This is a genomic window from Humibacter antri (assembly GCF_054777235.1).
On the sequence record NZ_BAAHAW010000019.1, the window covers coordinates 409,501 to 427,336 of the forward strand.

A 17,836-nucleotide genomic window follows, 5' to 3' on the forward strand; every position below is an offset into this window, starting at 1 on the left:
TTCGAAAGGGCCGATTTCGAACTTGCGCCGTTGTCGATGCGTCCTTAGTCGTTTGGGTGCTTCACCCTCGCGTCGGGTGTCTTCGTGATAATGTGTACACCACATTACACGTCGGTACGCTGTGGAGGAGGATGGGCATGAGTGTGACAGTGGGTGTTCGTGAGTTCCGGCAGGATCTTGCGGAGTACATCGACCAGGCGGAGCCCGTGACTGTGACCCGGCACGGACAGACGGTGGGACTCTTCATTCCTGTGCATCGGGATCGAAGGGCCGAGATCGCCGCCTACTCCGAAGCAGCGAAGAAGGCCAGCGCACTCTTGGAGCAGCTCGGGATGACCGAGGATGAGGCGGTGGCTGAGTTCGACGCACTCCGCAGAGAACGGCTTGAAGCTGCTGCGTCGTGACGACGAGACGGATCGTCCTTGACGCGAACATCCTGATCCGTGCAGTGCTCGGTGTCCGCGTACGTACACTGATCGAACTCTACGGAGAGGACATCGCGTTCTTCACCCCAGCCCTCGCGTTCGATGAAGCAGTCCGGCATCTGCCGACGATCGCCGAGAAGCGAGGTGCCGATGTCGCGCCGCTCGTACAATCGCTCGATCGGCTCCGATCTCTGGTGGAAGCGATTCCCATCGAAGCGATCGCGCCACTTCAATCTGCAGCCATGGACCGGATCGGCGCTCGCGATCCGATGGATTGGCCGATGGTCGCGGCCGCGCTCATGCTGGATTGTCCGATCTGGACCGAGGACAAGGACTTCTTCGGAGCAGGCGTAGCGACCTGGACCAGCAACCTCGTCGAGATCTACCTCCGAGAGGATCCACGGGTCACGGGCTGAAAGCCCCTCAGAAAGGGTGCCCTTTCGCACTTGCGCCGTTGTCGGTGTGTCCTTGGCCGCTGGCAACTCTCAGGGCTGCGTATTCCGGTATTCGTTGAGGGCCGCAGCCAAGGGAACGAGGTCGCGATCGAGCACTGTGGTGACGATCTCTGTGTCGACGTTGAAGTATTCGTGAACGACGATGCTGCGCATCTCGACGATCGCCGGCCAGGGGATCTCTGGGTGCGCGCCGGTGATCGACGGTGGCAGGTGGTTCGCCGCCTCACCGATCACCCCGATGTATCGGATCGCCGCTTCGAAGGCCATTTCCACGACTTCAGAGTCCGGGTCACCGAACCGATCGCGGTAACGGGTGCAGCGCTCAATCGCGTCCAGAATGTCAGCGACGAGTTCTCCAGCCGAACGGCTCACAGTGGCACCGCATCCTTCAGCGCTGTCACTGAAATGCGTGACTTGAGCAACTGCGGTGCCACGACATCCACATCGTGCTCGAGTACCCGGCGAAGCCCGGCACGCAATCCGCCAACGCGGACAAGCTCGCTGTGCGTGTCATCGGGGAGCAGATCCACGAGGAGGTCAATGTCGCTGTGCGGGCCTGCTTCACCCCGCGCCACCGAACCGAACACCCGCGGATTCGCTGCGTGGTACTCGTCCAGGACGCTCTGCAGGTCATCCCGCCGCGCACGCAACAGCTCGCGCAAGGCGAGTGACTCCGGGCTGACGGCAACAGCGGTCATGCATCCAGGGTATCCGTGCAGGCGATCCACAGTCGCGGCAACATCGGTCCGCCCCAGACATCGGCATGAATGGTCGTTGGAACTTACGCCGTTGCGCGTGGGCGTGTGACCGGTGCGATGGGGTCCCTGATCGAGTCCTCACCGGATCGCGTCGCAGAACTGGAACGCGAGTTCGCTCCGGTATGGGCGGCCGCGCGGCGCCTTGGTGGGACGGCGCGATGGTCGAGCCGGACTCACGCCCGTCCGAAGTCGTCCTCGAGACGCTCGATGTCGTCTTCGCCGAGGTAATCGCCCAGCTGTACCTCCACGATGACAAGCGGTTCCTCTTGATCGTTGACGATGCGGTGCGGCTGACCGACAGCGATGTTGATGGTCTCTCCGATCCGAGCGGCAACCGTCTCACCGTCGATGACCGCCGAAGCGACACCCGAGGCAACCACCCACACCTCAGCGCGATGCTCGTGCGTCTGATACGAGAGCCGCGAACGGGGTTTCACCTCGATCCGTTTCACCTTGAAGCCTGCGCCTTCGTCGAGCACGGTCCACGTTCCCCATGGGCGCTCGTCCCGCTCACCGATCACACGATCTCCTTCAACACGCCGCACCTGTCAGTAACAGGAGTCTGCCCGAGATGCCGGCCAGCGCACGCCGAAAGGCTACCGACGGGTTCCGGCCGATCGCACCCCGTGCGCCGCGATAGCGTAGAACGCTGTGGCATGCGGGCGGAACGAGACGATGATCGGGCGATGCCCGAACACGCGGATCGCTCCATGAGCAACCTCGGGTTCCGCGCGTACGGCCGGCTCCTGTCCGTACCTTCACGCACGCTCATGGTGGTCGCCGGTCTGCTCGCGCGCACTCCGATCGCCGTACTCGGGTTCGGCTTCCTCTTCTTCGCCCACGCGAGCACGGGATCGTATGCGCTCGGCGGTCTCACGTCCGGTCTCGCGATCGCCTCGATGGGTCTCGTGGGGCCACTCGCCGGACGCGTCGCCGACCGCCGCGGGCAGCGGCAGCTGCTGTTGGCATCCGCGATCACGCACCCATTGGCGATCGCAGGCGCCGTCGCCTGCGGCTACCTCGGTTCGATGGTGGGCTTGGTGATCATGTCGGTGTTCTGCGGTGTGACAGTCGCGCCCGTCGGCGCCTTCATGCGTGCCCGCTGGTCGTCGATCGTCGAAGACACGTTTCTGCTGCGCACCGCCTACGCCGTCGAGGCGGTCGCGGATGAGATCGTGTGGGTGTTCGGTCCAGCGGTCGCAGCCTTCCTCGCTGCAGGCGTCGCGCCCGCCGGTGGTCTGATCCTCTCCGGGATCATCGGCCCGATCGGCGCTCTCTTCCTCAGGATGATGCCCGACGCGAAGCCGGCATCCGCGACCGAGCACGTTCACCGGCCGGGCCGGCTCCTGCGCTCGGCTCCCTTCGTCATCCTCCTGGTCGTCAGTTTCGCGACCGGCATCGGCTTCGGCATCAACGACCTGTCGATCGTGTCGTTGGCAACCGCGAACGGTGTGCCCGAACTGGCGGGAACGGTGCTGACGGCCTACTCCATCGGCAGCGCATCGGGCGGGTTCCTGTTCGGAGCGCTGTCCACCCGGCTCGGTTCGCGCCAGATGCTGGTCGGCACGTCCCTTGCCCTCTTCATCACGTGGGCATCGCTGGCGCTCGCGCCGGGCATCTGGTGGTTCTATCCACTCGGATTCTTCGCCGGCGCCACGATCGCCCCGCTGATGATCGCCGTCAACCACATCGCGCACGAGATCGTCCCGCCCACGATCATCACCGAGGCCCTCGCGTGGCTGAACACGCTGGTCATCTGCGGGATGTCGCTCGGATCCTTCGCCGGCGGACTCATCAACGACGCGACCGGGCCCCGTACCGCTTTCGTGGTCGTCGCCTGCTCATCCGCGGTGCCGATCCTGCTCGTACTGCTGGGCTTGCGTGCCTTCAAGGTCGCTGGGCGGCAGTCATCCCTCGCGCCGGAGTCACCGATGCAGGCGGGGGAGTAGCACGGCGCCTACGGCCGCGACTGCTGCGAGACCGGCGATCACGACAGCGACCTCGTGGAGAGCATCGACCGGCCCGACCGCGGCACTCTGCGCGGCGAAGTACGCGGCGAGAAGTCCGATGCCGAGCGATCCCGCGATCCGTTGCACCACGTTGAAGACGGTGTTGGCATCGGCCTGCTCCTCGGGCTTCAGGGTGCGGTTCGCGACGGTGAGGAGCGGGGTGATGACGAGGCCGATCGCGGCGGACCGTGCCGCGAGGATGCCGGAGGTGACCCAGAGCGACGTCGTCGCGTCGATGGCCAACAGGCCGAGGCTGGCAACGAGCAGCACGGCGAACCCGATGAGCACGGTCGAGCGCACCCCGATCCGCTCGGCGACCTTCTGGCCGAGCACGGTGCCGAGTCCGGTGAGGATTCCCTGTGGCAGCATCGCGAGTCCCGCCATGAACGCGGAATAGCCCTGCACCTGCTGCAGAAAGATCGGCAGCAGGAACAGGATCGACCACGCCGCGACCGAGGCGGCCGCGCAGAGCAGGAACGACACCGCGGCACTGCGATCGCGCAGCACACGCAGGTCGAGTGCCGGGCTCGGCGAACGCAGGGAACGCAGAACGTAGCCGACCAGCAGGAGCGCACCGATTCCGAGGGGGAGAAGGGAGAGTGCCGATCCCCACCCGGCGCTCGCGCCGCGGTCGAGACCGAAGAGCACCCCGAAGAGCCCGAGCATCAGCAGCGCCAGCCCGAACGCGTCGAGGTGTGCATCCTTCTGCCGAGGCGGCGCGACGCCGCTCGGAACGGCGCGAGCGGCGAATGTGGCGAGGATGCCGACGGGCAGGTTGATGAAGAAGATCGAGCGCCAGCCGAATGTTCCGATCAGCAGTCCGCCGACGCTCGGGCCGAGCGCGGGGCCGAGGAACAGAACCATTCCGGCCAAGGGCGAGATGTTGCGAGACGCCCCGGCCGAGCCCAGGAGCATGCTCATCGCCAGCGGAACGAGGGTGGCGCCGGTGAAGCCCTGCAGAATGCGTGCACCGATCAGGAATTGGATGTCCGGCGACAGCCCGCACAGCACGGAAGCGGCCGTGAAAGCGATCACACCCGCGACGTAGGTACGAAGGGTCCCGTAGCGACGCGCCAGGAACGACGTCAACGCCAGTCCTGTGCCGAGTGCGAGCAGGTAGCCGCTGGTCACCCACTGAACCGTGCTGAGTTCCGCGTTCAGATCCCGTGCGATCGGGGCTATTGCAACGTTAACGATGCTCGAATCGAGCATCGACAGCAGGGGACCGGCCAGGAGCCCGTACTGCGCGGCGACACCGAGCCGCTCAGCGCCCCGGGTCGTCATGGGCGGGTCGCCTCCGCTCGCAGCCGCTTCAGCCAGCGCAACTCCGATTCGATCTGCTCGCTCAGATGAGCGATGACGGCAGAACTCCAGAACTCGCCGGAGGTGCGCCCTTCGAGCGCGCCGAGCCGTGCTCGAAGGCTGTCGAGCGCGGCCGAGCGCACCTCGATGATCGCAGTGCGTTCGGCCGCATCGAGAAAGGAGAACTGCCCCAGCCGGGTGAGGAACTCCAGATCGTCGCCCGCCTGCGCGGGAGGCAGCTCGGACAGCAGATCGTGCAGCAGCTCTCTGCCGACGTCGGTCAGCGTGTAGACGTGACGTGGCGGTCTCGACTCGTGCTGCTCGACCGCGACCTCCACCGCACCGGCTTCGACGAACCGCTTCAGCGCCGGATACAGGGAGTTGTTGTTGATGACGATGCCCGTCGTCTCCTCGATCCGCTTCCGCAGTTCGTAACCGTGCGCGGGGCGGCGCGAGAGGTGACGCAGGATCAGGATGTCCGGATAGGCCATAGTAAGTTAATGTAACCTATTATGCAGGGGACGTCCATGATGACGAACCGGCGGCCGGCGACCGGTGGCTCCGCCCGCGGGCGTGGGGCCCGGCCCCAGCAAGCCCATAGCATGCGCTCGGCTAGGGTCGTAGCCATGACTGTCGCCTGGGGCCGCCGCATCGCGGCGTCCGTTCTCACCGCATTCCTCGTCGCACTCCTTGTGCACATCGGAACGGTGGTGCTGACGAACGAGGCCTACCTCGCAGCGCAGAGTGCAAGCTGGGCCGCGATCATCTCGATCAGCGGCTACTTCACGCTCGCCTCGGTCTTCGCGTTCGTGCTTCTCGCGGTGGCCGCGATCTTCGACGTCTTCGCCACCTGGTGGGGCGCCCTCATCGCGGGCGTCGTGATCGGCGTCATCTCCACTGCGCTCGACACGATGATCTATCTGGCCGTGAACGCACAGAAGCCCGACATCTCGGTGCTCTGGAGCGTGACTGGCGAGCGCAACCTGCTCTTCATCGCGCTGGTCACCGCGCTGACGCCCACCTTCGGACGCTGGCTCTACCGTGTGATCGCCCAGTACGACACGACGGCCGTCCGCGGTCGCAAGGTCGCGTTGGTGCGCATCCCGGCCACCAACCTCGCAGAGGGCATCGTCACCAACATCGAGCGCGCCGAGGTGGACTCGACCAAGGCCGACGAGCAATGGGATGCCTACGTCGCCGCGCTCGCCGAAAACGGTTGGGAGACGGTCGAGGTGGCCTCCGCGGAGGTTCTCGCCGATTCGGTCTTCGTCGAAGACACCGCCGTCGTCGTCGGTGACCGGGCGGTCATCGCCCGTTCCGGTGCGGAGCAGCGGCGGGGCGAGACGCCGGGAACGGAGGCCGTGCTCACCGACTTCGGACTGCGCATCGACCGCATCCAGGAGCCCGGAACGCTCGATGGCGGCGACGTGCTGCGCGTGGGAACCACGCTCTACGTGGGCCGCAGCGAGCGCACCAACGGAGAGGGCATCCGTCAGCTGCGCGCGATCGCGGCCGACGAGGGCTACAACGTCGTCGCCGTGCCGGTGAACGGTGTTCTGCATCTGAAGACGGCAGTGACCGCGCTGCCCGACGGCACCGTCATCGGACACGGCGACCATGTCGACCCGGCCGTCTTCGACCGCTATCTCGAAGTGCCGGAAGCCGCAGGCGTCGCGGTGCTGGTGCTCGGACCCGACGCCGTCTTGCTGGCGGCATCCGCCCCGAAGACCGCGGAACTCCTGACCGACCTCGGATACCGCGTCGTCACAGTCGACATCTCCGAATTCGAGAAGCTCGAGGGCTGCGTCACCTGCCTGAGCATCCTGATCGGCTGACCCGATCCGGCCCGCCGTCACGATCCGGCGCGCTGATTGCGCCACTTTGCGGTTGTTGCGCCAGCAAACGTGGCGCAAGCACTGCAAAGTGGCGCAATCAGGCAGCCGTCGTGCCAGCCGTCCGCGTGCGCGCCCGGCTGCCCGCGGCATCCGGGCTCCGCGCGAGGTGGCAAGATGGTGGTGCCCGTTGCGCTCACAAAGCGTGAACGGATGCCTGTGACACATCACCCCGTTGCCGCGGCCCGCTAAGGAGACACCGATGTCCGCCATGCCCGAACTCACCGAAGCGTTCGGAACCGACCTTCCGCACGAGAAGCTTCTGATCATGAAGGGGCCGCGGAGCGGGCTGACGATCAGCATCGCGGTGCACTCCACCAAGCTGGGCCAGGCGCTCGGCGGCTGCAGGCTGTGGTCGTACGACAACTGGGTCGACGCCGTGCACGACTCGCTGCGCCTCGCCGAAGGCATGACGTACAAGAACGCGGCGGCCGGCCTGCGTCGCGGAGGTGGCAAAACGGTCATCCACCTGCCACGCGGCGCCCGGCTGGATGCGGAGCGCCGCCGCGCCGTGATGCTCGACCTGGGTGACGCGATCGCCTCCCTCGACGGTGCCTACATGACCGCCGAGGATGTCGGCACCAGCGCAGAAGACATGGCGGTCGTCGCCGAGCGCACGTCGGATGTGTGCGGGCTGCCCTCCGACAAGGGCGGCGTCGGCGAGCCGAGTGACGCGACGGCGCACGGCGTGTATGCGGGCATCCTCGCCACGCTCGAGGCGGTCTTCGGAGACCGCAGGGTCGCCGGACGCCGCTTCACGGTGCTCGGACTCGGCCACGTCGGGTCGCTGCTCGCCACCCGCCTGGCCGGCGATGGCGGCATCCTCACCGTGACCGACGTGAACCCGGTCAAGCGCGAGCTGGCCGCCCGGCTCGGCGCCCAGTGGGCGGAGTCCGATGAGGCGATGCGCGTGCCCGGCGATGTCTTCGTGCCCGCCGGCGTCGGCGGCATCCTGACGCCCGAGGTCGTCGGGGCCCTGCAGGTGCATGCCGTGTGCGGGCCCGCGAACAACCAGCTCGCCGAGCGCGGGGTCGCCGATCTGCTGCGCGAGCGCGGTATCGCCTGGGCGCCGGACTTCGTGGTGAACGCCGGCGGCGTCATCTTCCTCGACACGCTGACCCGGCCGGGCGCCTCGGCCGAGGCGACAAGGGAGCGGGTCGAGCAGATCGGCGACACCGTCGCGCAGATCTTCGAGGATGCCCGGGAGCACGACATCACGACCCTCGTGGCCGCAGAGGCGCTCGCCATGGAGCGGCTCGACGCCGTCCCCGCGCTGGTCTGAGGCGCGCCCCTTCCGGCGCAGTCCGGACGGGGTCGTCAACAGGACAGATCGCGCTCTCCTGCCAAGCACTCGGCACCCGGCGGTGCCCGCCAAGCACCCGGCACCCGGCGGCGCCCGCCAAGCACCCGGCACCCGGCGGCGCCCGCCAAGCACCCGGCATCCCCGCCAAGCACTCGGCACCCCCGCCAAGCCTCCGGCAGCACCCGGCCCCAGTCCCCGACGCAGTCCGAACGAGACCGTCAACATGACAGATCGCGCTCTCCTGCCGACAACATGCCGAATTGGCATGTTGTCGAGCGGATGTCATGTCGAGCGGATGTCATGTCGAGGCCTCGGTCGTTCCGGCGGGGCTGAGCCGCTGCCTGCCGCACTGCCTGCCGCACTGCCTGTTGCGCAGTCCGCACGCATCGGTATAGCCTGATCAGCTGTCGCTCTTCACGCCTTCCGGGCACCGGGGCGGCATCCGGATGACTGGTCGAGACCCGGGTCGCTCCACGTGCGAACGGCCCGACACCGCAAGGAGGACGCCATGATGACGAAGACCGAGATCACGCCGCGGCTGCGCGCGGGCGTCGCGGTCCTCCTCGTGCCGGCCGCCGCTGGTGGTCCGGCCGGGTATCGGCATGCAGCGTCTCCCGCCGGCGGGAACACTGCCGTGATCGGTTAGCTGACAAGGCAACACCGCCAGCCCACCTTTCAGCCTTTCCGGCCCGCGCGCGGAGCACTCCGCCGCCCACGCGAATGTCCGACCCGCTCGGCGCACCCGACGACTGTCGGTTCCTGCGATCGCCGCCCACCGCTCGGACCACTTCGTACGCGACCGATCTCGTACCCTTTCACGGATCGACTGTCGCTCCCCAGCGGCAGAATCGATTCGACTCACGATTCCCGCTCATGGATGCCTCACAAGACATCCATGAAAAGAGCACAACACACACCTTCCACACGAAATGGTGAACCATGTCTGCCTCTGAGGCACAGAACCAGACACCCCTGCTGCATCCTCCGGAGCGAGAGCCGGAGCACGAGCCGCAGCAGGAGGTGCGCCCGCCGGAGCATGCGTCGAAAGACGGCAAGCGGCTGAACACGTTCCGCTCGCTCGCACGCATCTACCCGTATGCGAAGCCGGCCATGTCGCGCATCTACCTGGGCATGGTGGCGGCGATCGGCGCGTCCGTCGTGGCGCTGCTGATCCCCATAGTGCTGCAGGCGCTCGTCGACGGGCCGATGAAAGACGGCGACCCGTCCGAGGTCGTGCCGTCCGCGGTGCTCGTGCTGGTGCTGGGCGCGGCAGAAGCGGTGCTCATCTCGCTGCGCCGCTGGTTCGTGCTCACGCCGGGCACGAAGGTGGAGGCCGATCTTCGCAACGCGTTCTACGCCAAGCTGCAGGATCTGCCGGTGAGCTTCCACGACGGCTGGCCGTCCGGCCAGCTGCTCAGCCGCGCCGTCAGCGATCTGAACCTCATCCGCCGCTGGCTGAGCTTCGGCTTCGTGCTGCTGTTCGTGAACATCCTCACCATCGTCATCGGCTTCGTCGTGCTGATCACCTGGAACTGGTTGCTCGCGGTCATCTTCATGGTCTGCTCGATTCCGCTGTGGATCTACGGCTACGTGTTCGAGAGCCGCTATTCGGTCATAGCACGACGCAGCCAGGATCAGGCAGGCGACCTCGCGACGGCCGTCGAGGAGTCGGTGCACGGCATCCGCGTGCTCAAGGCGTTCGGTCGGGGTCGGCACGCGCTGCGCAACTTCGAGAAGCAAGCGGAAGACCTGCGCGGCACCGAGATCGCGAAGGCGAAGGCCATCGCCGGCATCTGGCTGTGGCTGCTGCTGGTTCCGGATGTCGCGTTCGCGGTGTGCCTCGTCGTCGGCGTCTGGCAGGTCTCGACGAACTCGCTGACGGCAGGCCAGCTGCTCGCCTTCTTCGCCACAGCGACCGTGCTGCGATTCCCGATCGAGTCGATCGGATTCCTGCTGTCGATGACGTTCGACACCCGTACGGCAGCCGACCGATTCTTCGACGTGATGAACACGCCGAACGACATCGACGACCCGCAAGCTCCACGGGCCGTGACGAACCCGCAGGGTCGCCTCGCGTTCCACGACGCGCACTTCCGCTACGCCGACACGCCGACCGGCTACCCCGATTTGCTCGACGGCATCGACCTCGAGCTGGAGCCGGGGGAGACCATGGCCCTGGTCGGTCTGACCGGAAGCGGCAAGTCGACGCTCACCGCGCTGACTACGCGCTTGTACGACGTGACGGGCGGGTCGATCACGCTCGATGGCGTTGACATCCGGGCGCTGACCAGGAACGAGCTGCGCACCCACATCGCCATGGCGTTCGAGGATGCCACACTGTTCTCCGCCTCCGTGCGCGACAACGTGCTGCTCGGCCGTGCCGATCTGGCTGGCGAAGATGCTGATCCGCACTATGCGGAGACGCAGAGGCGGGCGGATGCCGTGCTCACCGAAGCGCTCGAGGTGGCCCAGGCGGGTTTCGCGTACGACCTCCCCGACGGGGTCGACACGAAGGTGGGTGAAGAGGGGCTGAGCCTTTCAGGCGGCCAGAGGCAGCGCCTGGCGCTGGCTCGCGCGGTGGCCGCGAACCCGGAGGTGCTCGTGCTCGACGACCCGCTTTCGGCTCTGGATGTCGACACCGAGGCTCTCGTGGAGGCGGCGCTGAGGCGCGTGCTCGCGTCCACGACGGCGCTCATCGTCGCGCACCGGCCGTCCACCGTGATGCTGGCCGACCGCGTCGCCCTGCTCGAAGGCGGCCGCATCACCGCCGTCGGCACGCACCACGACCTGCTGACGACCAACGAGCATTACCGATTCGTCATCTCGAGTCTCGAAGACGACGAAGAACACGAGATCCTCGAGGAGGTGAACCTCTGATGAGCACGGCAACTGTTCTCGGAGTCGAGGGCGAGGAACGCAACGACTTCTCCAAGGAGGAGTCGCGCCAGATCCGGCGGCGTTCCCTGAGACTGCTGGGATCCTTGCTGCGTCCATTGCGCGGCAGGGTCGCGTTCGCCCTCGTGGTTGTCGTGGTCTCCACGCTCGCCCAGGTGATCGGCCCGACCTTGATCGGCATCGGCATCGACCAGGGAATCTCTGCACTGAAGACGCAGAACTGGTGGCCGATCGCCCTCACCGGTGCGGCCTACCTGGTCACTGGAGTGCTGGGTGCCGTGACCGTCTCGTGGTACACGGTCATGTCTGCGCGCATCAGCCAGGCGATTCTGCTCGACCTGCGCAAGCGGGTGTTCCTGCACACGCAGCGGCTGAGCCTGGAGTTCCACGAGTCGTACACGTCAGGACGCATCATCTCGCGGCAGACGAGCGATCTGGACTCCATCCGCGAGCTCCTGGACTCCGGCATCAACCAGCTCGTGCAGGGCGTGCTGTACTCCGGCTTCATCGCCGTGTTCATGTTCGTGAACGACTGGGTGTCCGGCGTCATCCTGTTCTGCTCGCTGGTGCCGCTGTACTTCCTGACGCGGTGGTTCCAGAAGCGGTCGCAGGTGCTGTTCCGTCACTCGCGTGTGGCATCCGCGAAGCTCATCGTGCACTTCGTGGAGACCATGACGGGCATCCGCGCCGTCAAGGCGTTCCGCAAGGAGAAGCGCAACGAGAAGGAGTTCGGCGCCCTCGTCGAGGACTACCGCGACGTGAACGCCAAGACCATCCAGCTGTTCGGAATCTTCGATCCGGGTCTCGTGATGATCGGCAACATCACCGTCGCCGTGGTTCTGCTGGTCGGCGGATTCCGCGTGGCGACGGGAGCCCTGCCCATCGGCATCCTGCTGGCCGTGCTGCTCTACACCCGTCGATTCTTCGACCCGATGGAGGAGATGGCCATGTTCTACAACTCCTACCAGTCGGCTGCGGCCGCGCTCGAGAAGATCTCGGGCGTGCTGGAGGAGGAACCGAGCGTTCCGGACCCGAAGCACCCGGTCGACCTCTGGGAGGCGAAGGGGCGCGTGACGTTCGACGACGTGACATTCGCCTATAAGAAGGATCGCGTCATCCTTCCGGAGTTCACCCTCGACGTGCCCGCCGGGCAGACGATCGCGCTCGTGGGTTCGACGGGCGCCGGCAAGTCGACGCTGGCGAAGCTGATCGCCCGGTTCTACGACCCCACCGAGGGATCGGTCGCACTCGACGGCGTCGACCTACGCGATCTGCACCCGAAAGACCTGCACCGCGCGATCGTCATGGTCACCCAGGAGGCGTACCTGTTCTCCGGAACTGTGGCCGACAACATCGCGCTGGGCAAGCCGGATGCCGGCTCCGACGAGATCCGTGCGGCGGCGGAGGCCGTTGGTGCGGCCGAGTTCATCCAGGGGTTGCCCGACGGGTACGACACCGACGTGAACAAACGCGGTGGGCGCGTCTCTGCGGGCCAGCGGCAGCTGATCTCGTTCGCGCGCGCGTTCCTCGCGAACCCGGCGGTGCTCATCCTCGACGAGGCGACGAGCTCGCTCGACATCCCGAGCGAGCGCCTGGTTCAGGATGCCCTGCAGACGCTGCTGAAGGACCGCACCGCTCTGATCATCGCGCACCGGCTCTCTACGGTGGCGATCGCTGATCGGGTGCTGGTGATGGAGCACGGTCGGGTCGTCGAAGACGGCTCACCCGCCGACCTCATCGCAGGCACCGGTCGCTTCGCCCAGCTGCACGCCGCCTGGCGCGACTCACTGGTGTAGGCCTCCCTCCCGAGGGTGGCCCTGCTGCCGCGGGTGACCCCGCTCCCGCGGGGGGCCTTGCTCCCGCGGGGGGCCTTGCTCCCGTGGGTGACCCTGCTGCCGCGGGTGCCCTGCTGCCGCGGGGGACCCTGCTGCCGCGGGGGACCCTGCTCCCGCGGGTTGCCCTGCTGCCGCGGGTGACCCTGCTCCTGCGGGTTGCCCCGCTCCCGCGGGCTGCCCCGCTCCCGCGGGCTGCCCCGCTCCCGCGGGTTGAGCTTGTCGAAACCCGACGCCGCGTAGGGGTTTCGACAAGCTCAACCCGCGGGGCTGAAGCGCAACCCGCGGGGCTGAAGCGCAACCCGCGGGGCTGAAGCGCAACCCGCGGGGCTGAAGCGCAACCGCGGGGCTGAAGCGCAACCGCGGGGCTGAAAAGCAGCCTCGCCCCTGTGCGGCTACCCGATCTGCGCCAGCATACGGTTACCCTGGGCCCGTGGCCGGCACGCTGGGAAGCCGACTCGGCGACATCGTACGCACGCTGGCGCCGGGGTACTTCGCCTTTGTGATGGCCACCGGCATCATCTCGGTCGGCATGTCGCGCGTCGGCCTCGCGGCCGTGTCGACCGTTCTGCTGTGGCTCGCGATCGTCGGCTATGCGGTGCTCATCGGCTTGATGATCTGCCGCTTCTTCGTGTACCGCCGGGAGTTCATCGCCGACGTCACGTCGCCCGCGGTGGGATTCGCCTTCTTCACGTTCGTGGCGGGCACGGATGTGCTCGCCACGCGGCTGAGCTCCGACATCGGATACGCGTTGCCGCTGGTGATGCTCGGCGTCTCGTTCGCGGCGTGGCTCGTGATGGGCTTCGGGGTTCCCTGGGGCATCGTGACGTCGAGACCGGGAGATTCCAGCACCTTGAGCGGGGTCAACGGCACCTGGTTCGTCTGGGCGGTGGCCAGTCAATCGCTCGCGGTGCTGGCATCCAGTCTGCAGCCCATGGTCGGGTCTCTTGCGGGGGAGGTCCTCGCCCTGGTCGCCGTGGTGTCGTGGTCGATCGGCGTGGTCATCTACGGCACGGTCGGCGTGGCCGTCGTGATCAGGGTGCTGACCCGCGGCATCACGCCGGCCGAACTCGGGCCGCCGTACTGGATCACGATGGGGGCCGCCGCCATCACCGTGCTCGCCGGTTCCCGAATCCAGCAGGTGGACCTGCCGATCGTCGGGGTCGCTCGCGGGCTCGTCTCCGGGGTGGGGGTCGTGTTCTGGTCGTTCGCAAGCTGGCTCGTCATCGCCCTGATCGCGGCCGGCTGGTGGCGGCACGTCGTGCACAGGGTCCCGCTGTGCTACGAGGCGGCGCTCTGGAGCATCGTCTTTCCACTTGGCATGTATTCCGTGGCGAGCATGAACCTGGGCACGGTCGATCGACTGCCGATCATCGACCTCGTCGGATCGTTCGTCATCTGGATCGCCCTCGCTGCCTGGGTCGTGGTGGCCGCGTCCATGGCGGTGCACACGATCCGCAGGTTCGCGCGCGCCTAGGCTGAGGATGTGCTGGAGGCACAACGCCACGGGTTGAGCGACGCGATACGCACGCTGTCGCCGACGTACTTCGCCCTGGTGATGGCCACCGGCACGGTGTCGGTCGGCATCGCACAGGTCGGGTCGCCGGCACGCTCGCTGACATTGCTGTGGATCGCCGTCGCCGCATATGTGGTGCTCGTGGTGTTCACGGTCTGGCGCTTGATCGCCTACCGTCACGAGATCGTCGCGGACTTCACAAGGGTGCGAACCGGGTTCGCGTTCTTCACGTTCGTGGCGGCAACCGACGTGATCGCAGCGAGGTTCATCCCGATGCTGGGGTTCGGGCTGCCGTGCGTGTTGCTGGTCATCGCGTTCTCGGCATGGCTCGTGCTCGAGTACGCGATTCCCGGCGGGGTCGTGCTGTCGCATCCCTGGCACCTCGACGCACTTCGCGATGTGAACGGAACGTGGTTCATCTGGCCGGTTGCGAGCCAATCGGTCGCGCTGGTCGCGGCCTCGATCGAACCGCTCGCGGCGCGATCGGCCGAGCTGCTGGCGATCATCGCCGTGCTTTCATGGTCGATCGGCGTTGTGCTCTACGGCGTGATCGGAGTGGTCATGGTCGTACGCATGCTGACGCAGGGCATCGCGGCCGCCGAGATCGGTCCCGACTACTGGGTGGCGATGGGCGCTGCGGCGATCACCGTGCTTGCGGCGTCGAAACTCGTGGAGATGACCGACATGCCGATGATCGACGCCTCCCGCGGCTTCGTGGCCGGCGCCGCCGTCGTGCTGTGGTCGTTCGCCACCTGGCTGATTCCCGCTCTGGTGGGCATCGGCTGGTGGCGGCATGTCGTGCATCGGGTTCCGGTGCGCTACGAGTCCGCGCTGTGGGGCATGGTCTTTCCGATGAGCATGTATGCCGTCGCGAGCATGTATCTCGGCAAGGCTGACAGGCTGCCCACTCTCGGCGGCATCGGAGAGGTCAGCATCTGGGTGGCGTTCGGTGTCTGGGCCATCGTCGCCGTGTCGATGCTCGTGCACGTGGTCCGCCGGCTCTGGCCCGCGTGACGCCTCGGCCTCGATTGGGATAGTTAGCTTGCTCTCTGCAATACTTGCCTAGTGCAAATGAATGATCCATCGCTGGGGCGCGCGCCGTCCGATGACGAGATCTCCGCGTTCCAAGTGGCCACGCGAGACCTCATCGACGTCGCCGTGCGCAGCGTCGAGGTGGTCGCGCCCGGTGTCTCGTTGCCGCAGTTCCGGCTCATGCTGGTGCTCGACGACCTCGGCATCACGCCGTCGACGAAGCTGGCTCGCGAGCTCGCCGTCTCGCCCTCATCGGTGACGCGCATGGCCGACCGGCTCGTCGCATCCGGCCACGTCACGAGGGAGCGCGACCCCGAGAAGCGTTCGATCGTCGCCTTGGCCCTCAGTCCGCTGGGAATCGAGACGGTGCACGAGGTCTTGTCGTGGCGGCACGTGGAGCTGGCCCGAATCCTGCACGCGGTCGACCCTGCCGACCGGGCCGTGACGGCCCGTGCCCTTTCGGCCTTTCACCGTGCAGCGGCCGGCCGGCCGGAACACTCTCATCTCGGGTGGTTGCCGCTGTGAGAGAAGACAGTCGGGGGCGCAGCACTCGCGGCGCCTCGAAGATCCCGCATGTCCGGGGGCTCGTCCTCGGCGACTTCGCCGTCGATCGCCGGATGCTCGTCATCACCGCTCTTGCCGTTCCCGTCGGCGCACTGGCCGGGCTGGCCGCGTTCGTGCTCCTCCGGCTCATCGGGCTGGTCACGAACCTCGTGTTCTTCGGGCGTGTCGACACCGCGCTCGTCGCCCCGAGTGCGGCGCACGCGCCGTGGTGGATCATCCTGTTCGCCCCCGTGCTCGGCGGGCTCATCGTCGGACTCATGGCTCGGTACGGTTCGGAGAAGATCCGCGGGCACGGCATGCCGGAGGCCATCGAGGCGATCCTGACCGGGGACAGCCGGGTCTCGCCGAAGGTGACAGTGCTCAAGCCGATCTCTGCAGCGGTGAGCATCGGTACGGGTGGACCGTTCGGCGCTGAGGGCCCGATCATCATGACCGGCGGAGCGCTCGGTTCGCTTCTCGCGCAACTGCTGAAGCTCACGGCCGACGAACGCAAGACGTTGCTGGTCGCGGGCGCCGCGGCGGGAATGGCCGCCACCTTCAACTCTCCGCTGGCATCGGTGCTCCTGGCCGTTGAACTGCTCTTGTTCGAATGGAGACCGCGCAGCTTCGTGCCGGTCGTGGCAGCGGTTGCGGTGGCGACGATGGTGCGCGGTGTTCTGCTCGGCACCGGACCGGTCTTTCCGGTCGACGCGTCACATCTGCACCTGTCTCCGCTGGTGTGCGTGATCGCAGCCGCGGTCGGCCTGACCGGCGGTCTTCTCGCCGTCGGTGCGACCTGGCTCGTCTACAAGGCGGAGGACGGCTTCACCCGGCTTCCCATCCACTGGATGTGGTGGCCGGCGATCGGCGGCCTCATCATCGGGGCCGGCGGCCTCATCGAGCCGCAGGCGTTGGGCGTCGGATACGACGTCATCGATCAGCTGTTGACCGGCAAGGCGACGATGTCCCTGATTCTCGGCATCCTGATCGTCAAGACGCTGATCTGGTCGCTCTCGCTCGGGTCGGGAACCTCGGGCGGGGTGCTGGCGCCCATGTTCATGGTCGGTGGTGCGCTCGGTGCGCTCGAGGGGACCGTGCTCCCGCAAGTCATACCCGGGTTCTGGGCCATGTGCGGCCTCGCCGCGGTGCTCGGCGGGGTGATGCGCTCCCCCCTCACAGGTACCGTGTTCACGCTTGAACTCACTCATGCGTGGAACGCACTGCCGGCGTTGCTGCTTTCGGCGACCGCCGCGTACGCCCTGTCGGTGCTCGTGCTGAAGCGTTCCGTTCTCACGGAGAAGATCGCCCGGCGCGGGCTCCACCTCACGCGGGAGTACTCCACCGATCCCCTTGAGACCTTCTTCGTCAGAGACGTCATGCATCCGGTCGGCGTCGGCTCGGGCGACGGAGACGAAGACCGATTCACCGTGAGCGAGCGGCTGACGGTGCGGGCCCTTGCCTACCTGTTCGCCGAGAACGGATGCACTGAGGCCGACGTCATCGATGGCGACAACAACGTCATCGGGCGAGTCGGCATCGTGGATCTGCTGCAGCCGTGCCTGCACGATCTCACGGAGGAGCACCACAGGGCCCGCACCCTCGGGTTCCGCACGTCTTCGCAGTCGGGCGATCCTGCGCGAGTGTGACCGCCGAGTGCCGGCAAGCAGGCCGGCGCGGGCGGCATACGTGAGAACGGTGTCGCCCGCGCTTTCGCCGCGCGTGCGCTGGACCTAGAACGCGGTCGCGCCCTACCGCCTGCGCGGAGCTCGAAGGGTGCGGGATGCCGTGTGCAGCAGCGTCGTCAGCACCATAGCACCGTGGCATCGATAACACAATCTCGGCGCACGAGTCGCGTTCCATCATGCTGCCGAAAC

At 67.0% G+C, this 17,836-nt stretch carries 17 protein-coding genes; 12 read left to right on the plus strand and 5 right to left on the minus strand.

The window, feature by feature from the left end:
• The first annotated feature begins 137 nt into the window (after nucleotides 1–137).
• Entirely contained in the window at nucleotides 138–404 is a 267-nt protein-coding gene (locus ACYVDK_RS08125; protein WP_460520487.1) for a type II toxin-antitoxin system Phd/YefM family antitoxin, read from the plus strand.
• Nucleotides 401–841 carry a PIN domain-containing protein gene (locus ACYVDK_RS08130; protein WP_460520489.1) on the plus strand — a complete coding sequence of 147 codons (441 nt, stop codon included), beginning with the start codon at nucleotides 401–403 and terminating at the stop codon, nucleotides 839–841. The genes ACYVDK_RS08125 and ACYVDK_RS08130 overlap by 4 nt, the downstream gene beginning before the upstream one ends.
• A 69-nt stretch (nucleotides 842–910) precedes the next feature.
• On the opposite strand, the gene ACYVDK_RS08135 is transcribed toward ACYVDK_RS08130, so the two are convergent.
• From ACYVDK_RS08135 to ACYVDK_RS08145, 3 genes are all read right to left on the minus strand, one after another.
• Nucleotides 911–1,252 (minus strand): HepT-like ribonuclease domain-containing protein, encoded by a 342-nt coding sequence (locus ACYVDK_RS08135; RefSeq protein WP_460520491.1) that lies wholly within the window; start codon nucleotides 1,250–1,252, stop codon nucleotides 911–913.
• Complete coding sequence (locus ACYVDK_RS08140; RefSeq protein ID WP_460520493.1) at nucleotides 1,249–1,578, minus strand: nucleotidyltransferase domain-containing protein; 330 nt, start codon at nucleotides 1,576–1,578, stop codon at nucleotides 1,249–1,251. The genes ACYVDK_RS08135 and ACYVDK_RS08140 overlap by 4 nt, the downstream gene beginning before the upstream one ends.
• Before the next feature lie 233 nt (nucleotides 1,579–1,811).
• The gene (locus tag ACYVDK_RS08145) at nucleotides 1,812–2,159 is read right to left on the minus strand and encodes a phosphomannose isomerase type II C-terminal cupin domain (protein WP_460520495.1); all 348 of its coding nucleotides are present in this window, start codon (nucleotides 2,157–2,159) and stop codon (nucleotides 1,812–1,814) included.
• A gap of 165 nt (nucleotides 2,160–2,324) precedes the next feature.
• On the opposite strand from ACYVDK_RS08145, the gene ACYVDK_RS08150 reads away from it, so the two are divergent.
• Entirely contained in the window at nucleotides 2,325–3,587 is a 1,263-nt protein-coding gene (locus ACYVDK_RS08150) for an MFS transporter (protein ID WP_460520497.1), read from the plus strand.
• Here ACYVDK_RS08150 and ACYVDK_RS08155 read toward each other — a convergent pair.
• Nucleotides 3,564–4,931 carry an efflux MFS transporter permease gene (locus ACYVDK_RS08155; RefSeq protein WP_460520499.1) on the minus strand — a complete coding sequence of 456 codons (1,368 nt, stop codon included), beginning with the start codon at nucleotides 4,929–4,931 and terminating at the stop codon, nucleotides 3,564–3,566. The two genes, ACYVDK_RS08150 and ACYVDK_RS08155, sit on opposite strands and share 24 nt — an antisense overlap.
• Nucleotides 4,928–5,440, minus strand: coding sequence for a PadR family transcriptional regulator (locus tag ACYVDK_RS08160; protein WP_460520501.1), 513 nt, complete (start codon nucleotides 5,438–5,440; stop codon nucleotides 4,928–4,930). Before ACYVDK_RS08160 ends, ACYVDK_RS08155 begins: the two co-directional genes overlap by 4 nt.
• Nucleotides 5,441–5,575: 135 nt before the next feature.
• On the opposite strand from ACYVDK_RS08160, the gene ddaH reads away from it, so the two are divergent.
• From ddaH to ACYVDK_RS08205, 9 genes are all read left to right on the plus strand, one after another.
• The gene (ddaH, locus tag ACYVDK_RS08165; protein WP_460520503.1) at nucleotides 5,576–6,784 is read left to right on the plus strand and encodes a dimethylarginine dimethylaminohydrolase family protein; all 1,209 of its coding nucleotides are present in this window, start codon (nucleotides 5,576–5,578) and stop codon (nucleotides 6,782–6,784) included.
• Between the two features lie 259 nt (nucleotides 6,785–7,043).
• Complete coding sequence (locus tag ACYVDK_RS08170) at nucleotides 7,044–8,123, plus strand: Glu/Leu/Phe/Val dehydrogenase family protein (protein WP_460520505.1); 1,080 nt, start codon at nucleotides 7,044–7,046, stop codon at nucleotides 8,121–8,123.
• 529 nt (nucleotides 8,124–8,652) lie between these two features.
• On the plus strand, nucleotides 8,653–8,790 hold the full coding sequence (locus tag ACYVDK_RS08175; protein WP_460520507.1) for a hypothetical protein: 138 nt from the start codon (nucleotides 8,653–8,655) through the stop codon (nucleotides 8,788–8,790).
• Nucleotides 8,791–9,254: 464 nt separating this feature from the next.
• Complete coding sequence (locus tag ACYVDK_RS08180) at nucleotides 9,255–11,021, plus strand: ABC transporter ATP-binding protein (protein WP_460520768.1); 1,767 nt, start codon at nucleotides 9,255–9,257, stop codon at nucleotides 11,019–11,021.
• Nucleotides 11,021–12,835: an ABC transporter ATP-binding protein gene (locus ACYVDK_RS08185; protein WP_460520509.1), complete on the plus strand. Its 1,815-nt coding sequence runs from the start codon at nucleotides 11,021–11,023 to the stop codon at nucleotides 12,833–12,835. Before ACYVDK_RS08180 ends, ACYVDK_RS08185 begins: the two co-directional genes overlap by 1 nt.
• A 469-nt stretch (nucleotides 12,836–13,304) precedes the next feature.
• Nucleotides 13,305–14,348: a tellurite resistance/C4-dicarboxylate transporter family protein gene (locus ACYVDK_RS08190; RefSeq protein WP_460520511.1), complete on the plus strand. Its 1,044-nt coding sequence runs from the start codon at nucleotides 13,305–13,307 to the stop codon at nucleotides 14,346–14,348.
• Nucleotides 14,349–14,357: 9 nt separating this feature from the next.
• A complete protein-coding gene (locus tag ACYVDK_RS08195) occupies nucleotides 14,358–15,401 on the plus strand; it encodes a tellurite resistance/C4-dicarboxylate transporter family protein (RefSeq protein ID WP_460520513.1) in 1,044 nt (347 codons plus the stop codon).
• Between the two features lie 57 nt (nucleotides 15,402–15,458).
• Complete coding sequence (locus ACYVDK_RS08200) at nucleotides 15,459–15,944, plus strand: MarR family winged helix-turn-helix transcriptional regulator (protein ID WP_460520514.1); 486 nt, start codon at nucleotides 15,459–15,461, stop codon at nucleotides 15,942–15,944.
• Nucleotides 15,941–17,608: a chloride channel protein gene (locus tag ACYVDK_RS08205; protein WP_460520516.1), complete on the plus strand. Its 1,668-nt coding sequence runs from the start codon at nucleotides 15,941–15,943 to the stop codon at nucleotides 17,606–17,608. Before ACYVDK_RS08200 ends, ACYVDK_RS08205 begins: the two co-directional genes overlap by 4 nt.
• Nucleotides 17,609–17,836 lie beyond the last annotated feature (228 nt).

What these genes read in the sequence shown, in the direction of transcription:
- ACYVDK_RS08175 (WP_460520507.1), top strand. Translation starts at nt 8,653, where the DNA reads ATGATGACGAAGACCGAGATCACGCCGCGGCTGCGCGCGGGCGTCGCG.
- ACYVDK_RS08150 (WP_460520497.1), top strand. Translation starts at nt 2,325, where the DNA reads ATGCCCGAACACGCGGATCGCTCCATGAGCAACCTCGGGTTCCGCGCG.
- ddaH (WP_460520503.1), top strand. Translation starts at nt 5,576, where the DNA reads ATGACTGTCGCCTGGGGCCGCCGCATCGCGGCGTCCGTTCTCACCGCA.
- ACYVDK_RS08170 (WP_460520505.1), top strand. Translation starts at nt 7,044, where the DNA reads ATGTCCGCCATGCCCGAACTCACCGAAGCGTTCGGAACCGACCTTCCG.
- ACYVDK_RS08125 (WP_460520487.1), top strand. Translation starts at nt 138, where the DNA reads ATGAGTGTGACAGTGGGTGTTCGTGAGTTCCGGCAGGATCTTGCGGAG.
- ACYVDK_RS08160 (WP_460520501.1), bottom strand. Translation starts at nt 5,440, where the DNA reads ATGGCCTATCCGGACATCCTGATCCTGCGTCACCTCTCGCGCCGCCCC.
- ACYVDK_RS08180 (WP_460520768.1), top strand. Translation starts at nt 9,255, where the DNA reads ATGTCGCGCATCTACCTGGGCATGGTGGCGGCGATCGGCGCGTCCGTC.
- ACYVDK_RS08140 (WP_460520493.1), bottom strand. Translation starts at nt 1,578, where the DNA reads ATGACCGCTGTTGCCGTCAGCCCGGAGTCACTCGCCTTGCGCGAGCTG.
- ACYVDK_RS08200 (WP_460520514.1), top strand. Translation starts at nt 15,459, where the DNA reads ATGAATGATCCATCGCTGGGGCGCGCGCCGTCCGATGACGAGATCTCC.
- ACYVDK_RS08155 (WP_460520499.1), bottom strand. Translation starts at nt 4,931, where the DNA reads ATGACGACCCGGGGCGCTGAGCGGCTCGGTGTCGCCGCGCAGTACGGG.
- ACYVDK_RS08185 (WP_460520509.1), top strand. Translation starts at nt 11,021, where the DNA reads ATGAGCACGGCAACTGTTCTCGGAGTCGAGGGCGAGGAACGCAACGAC.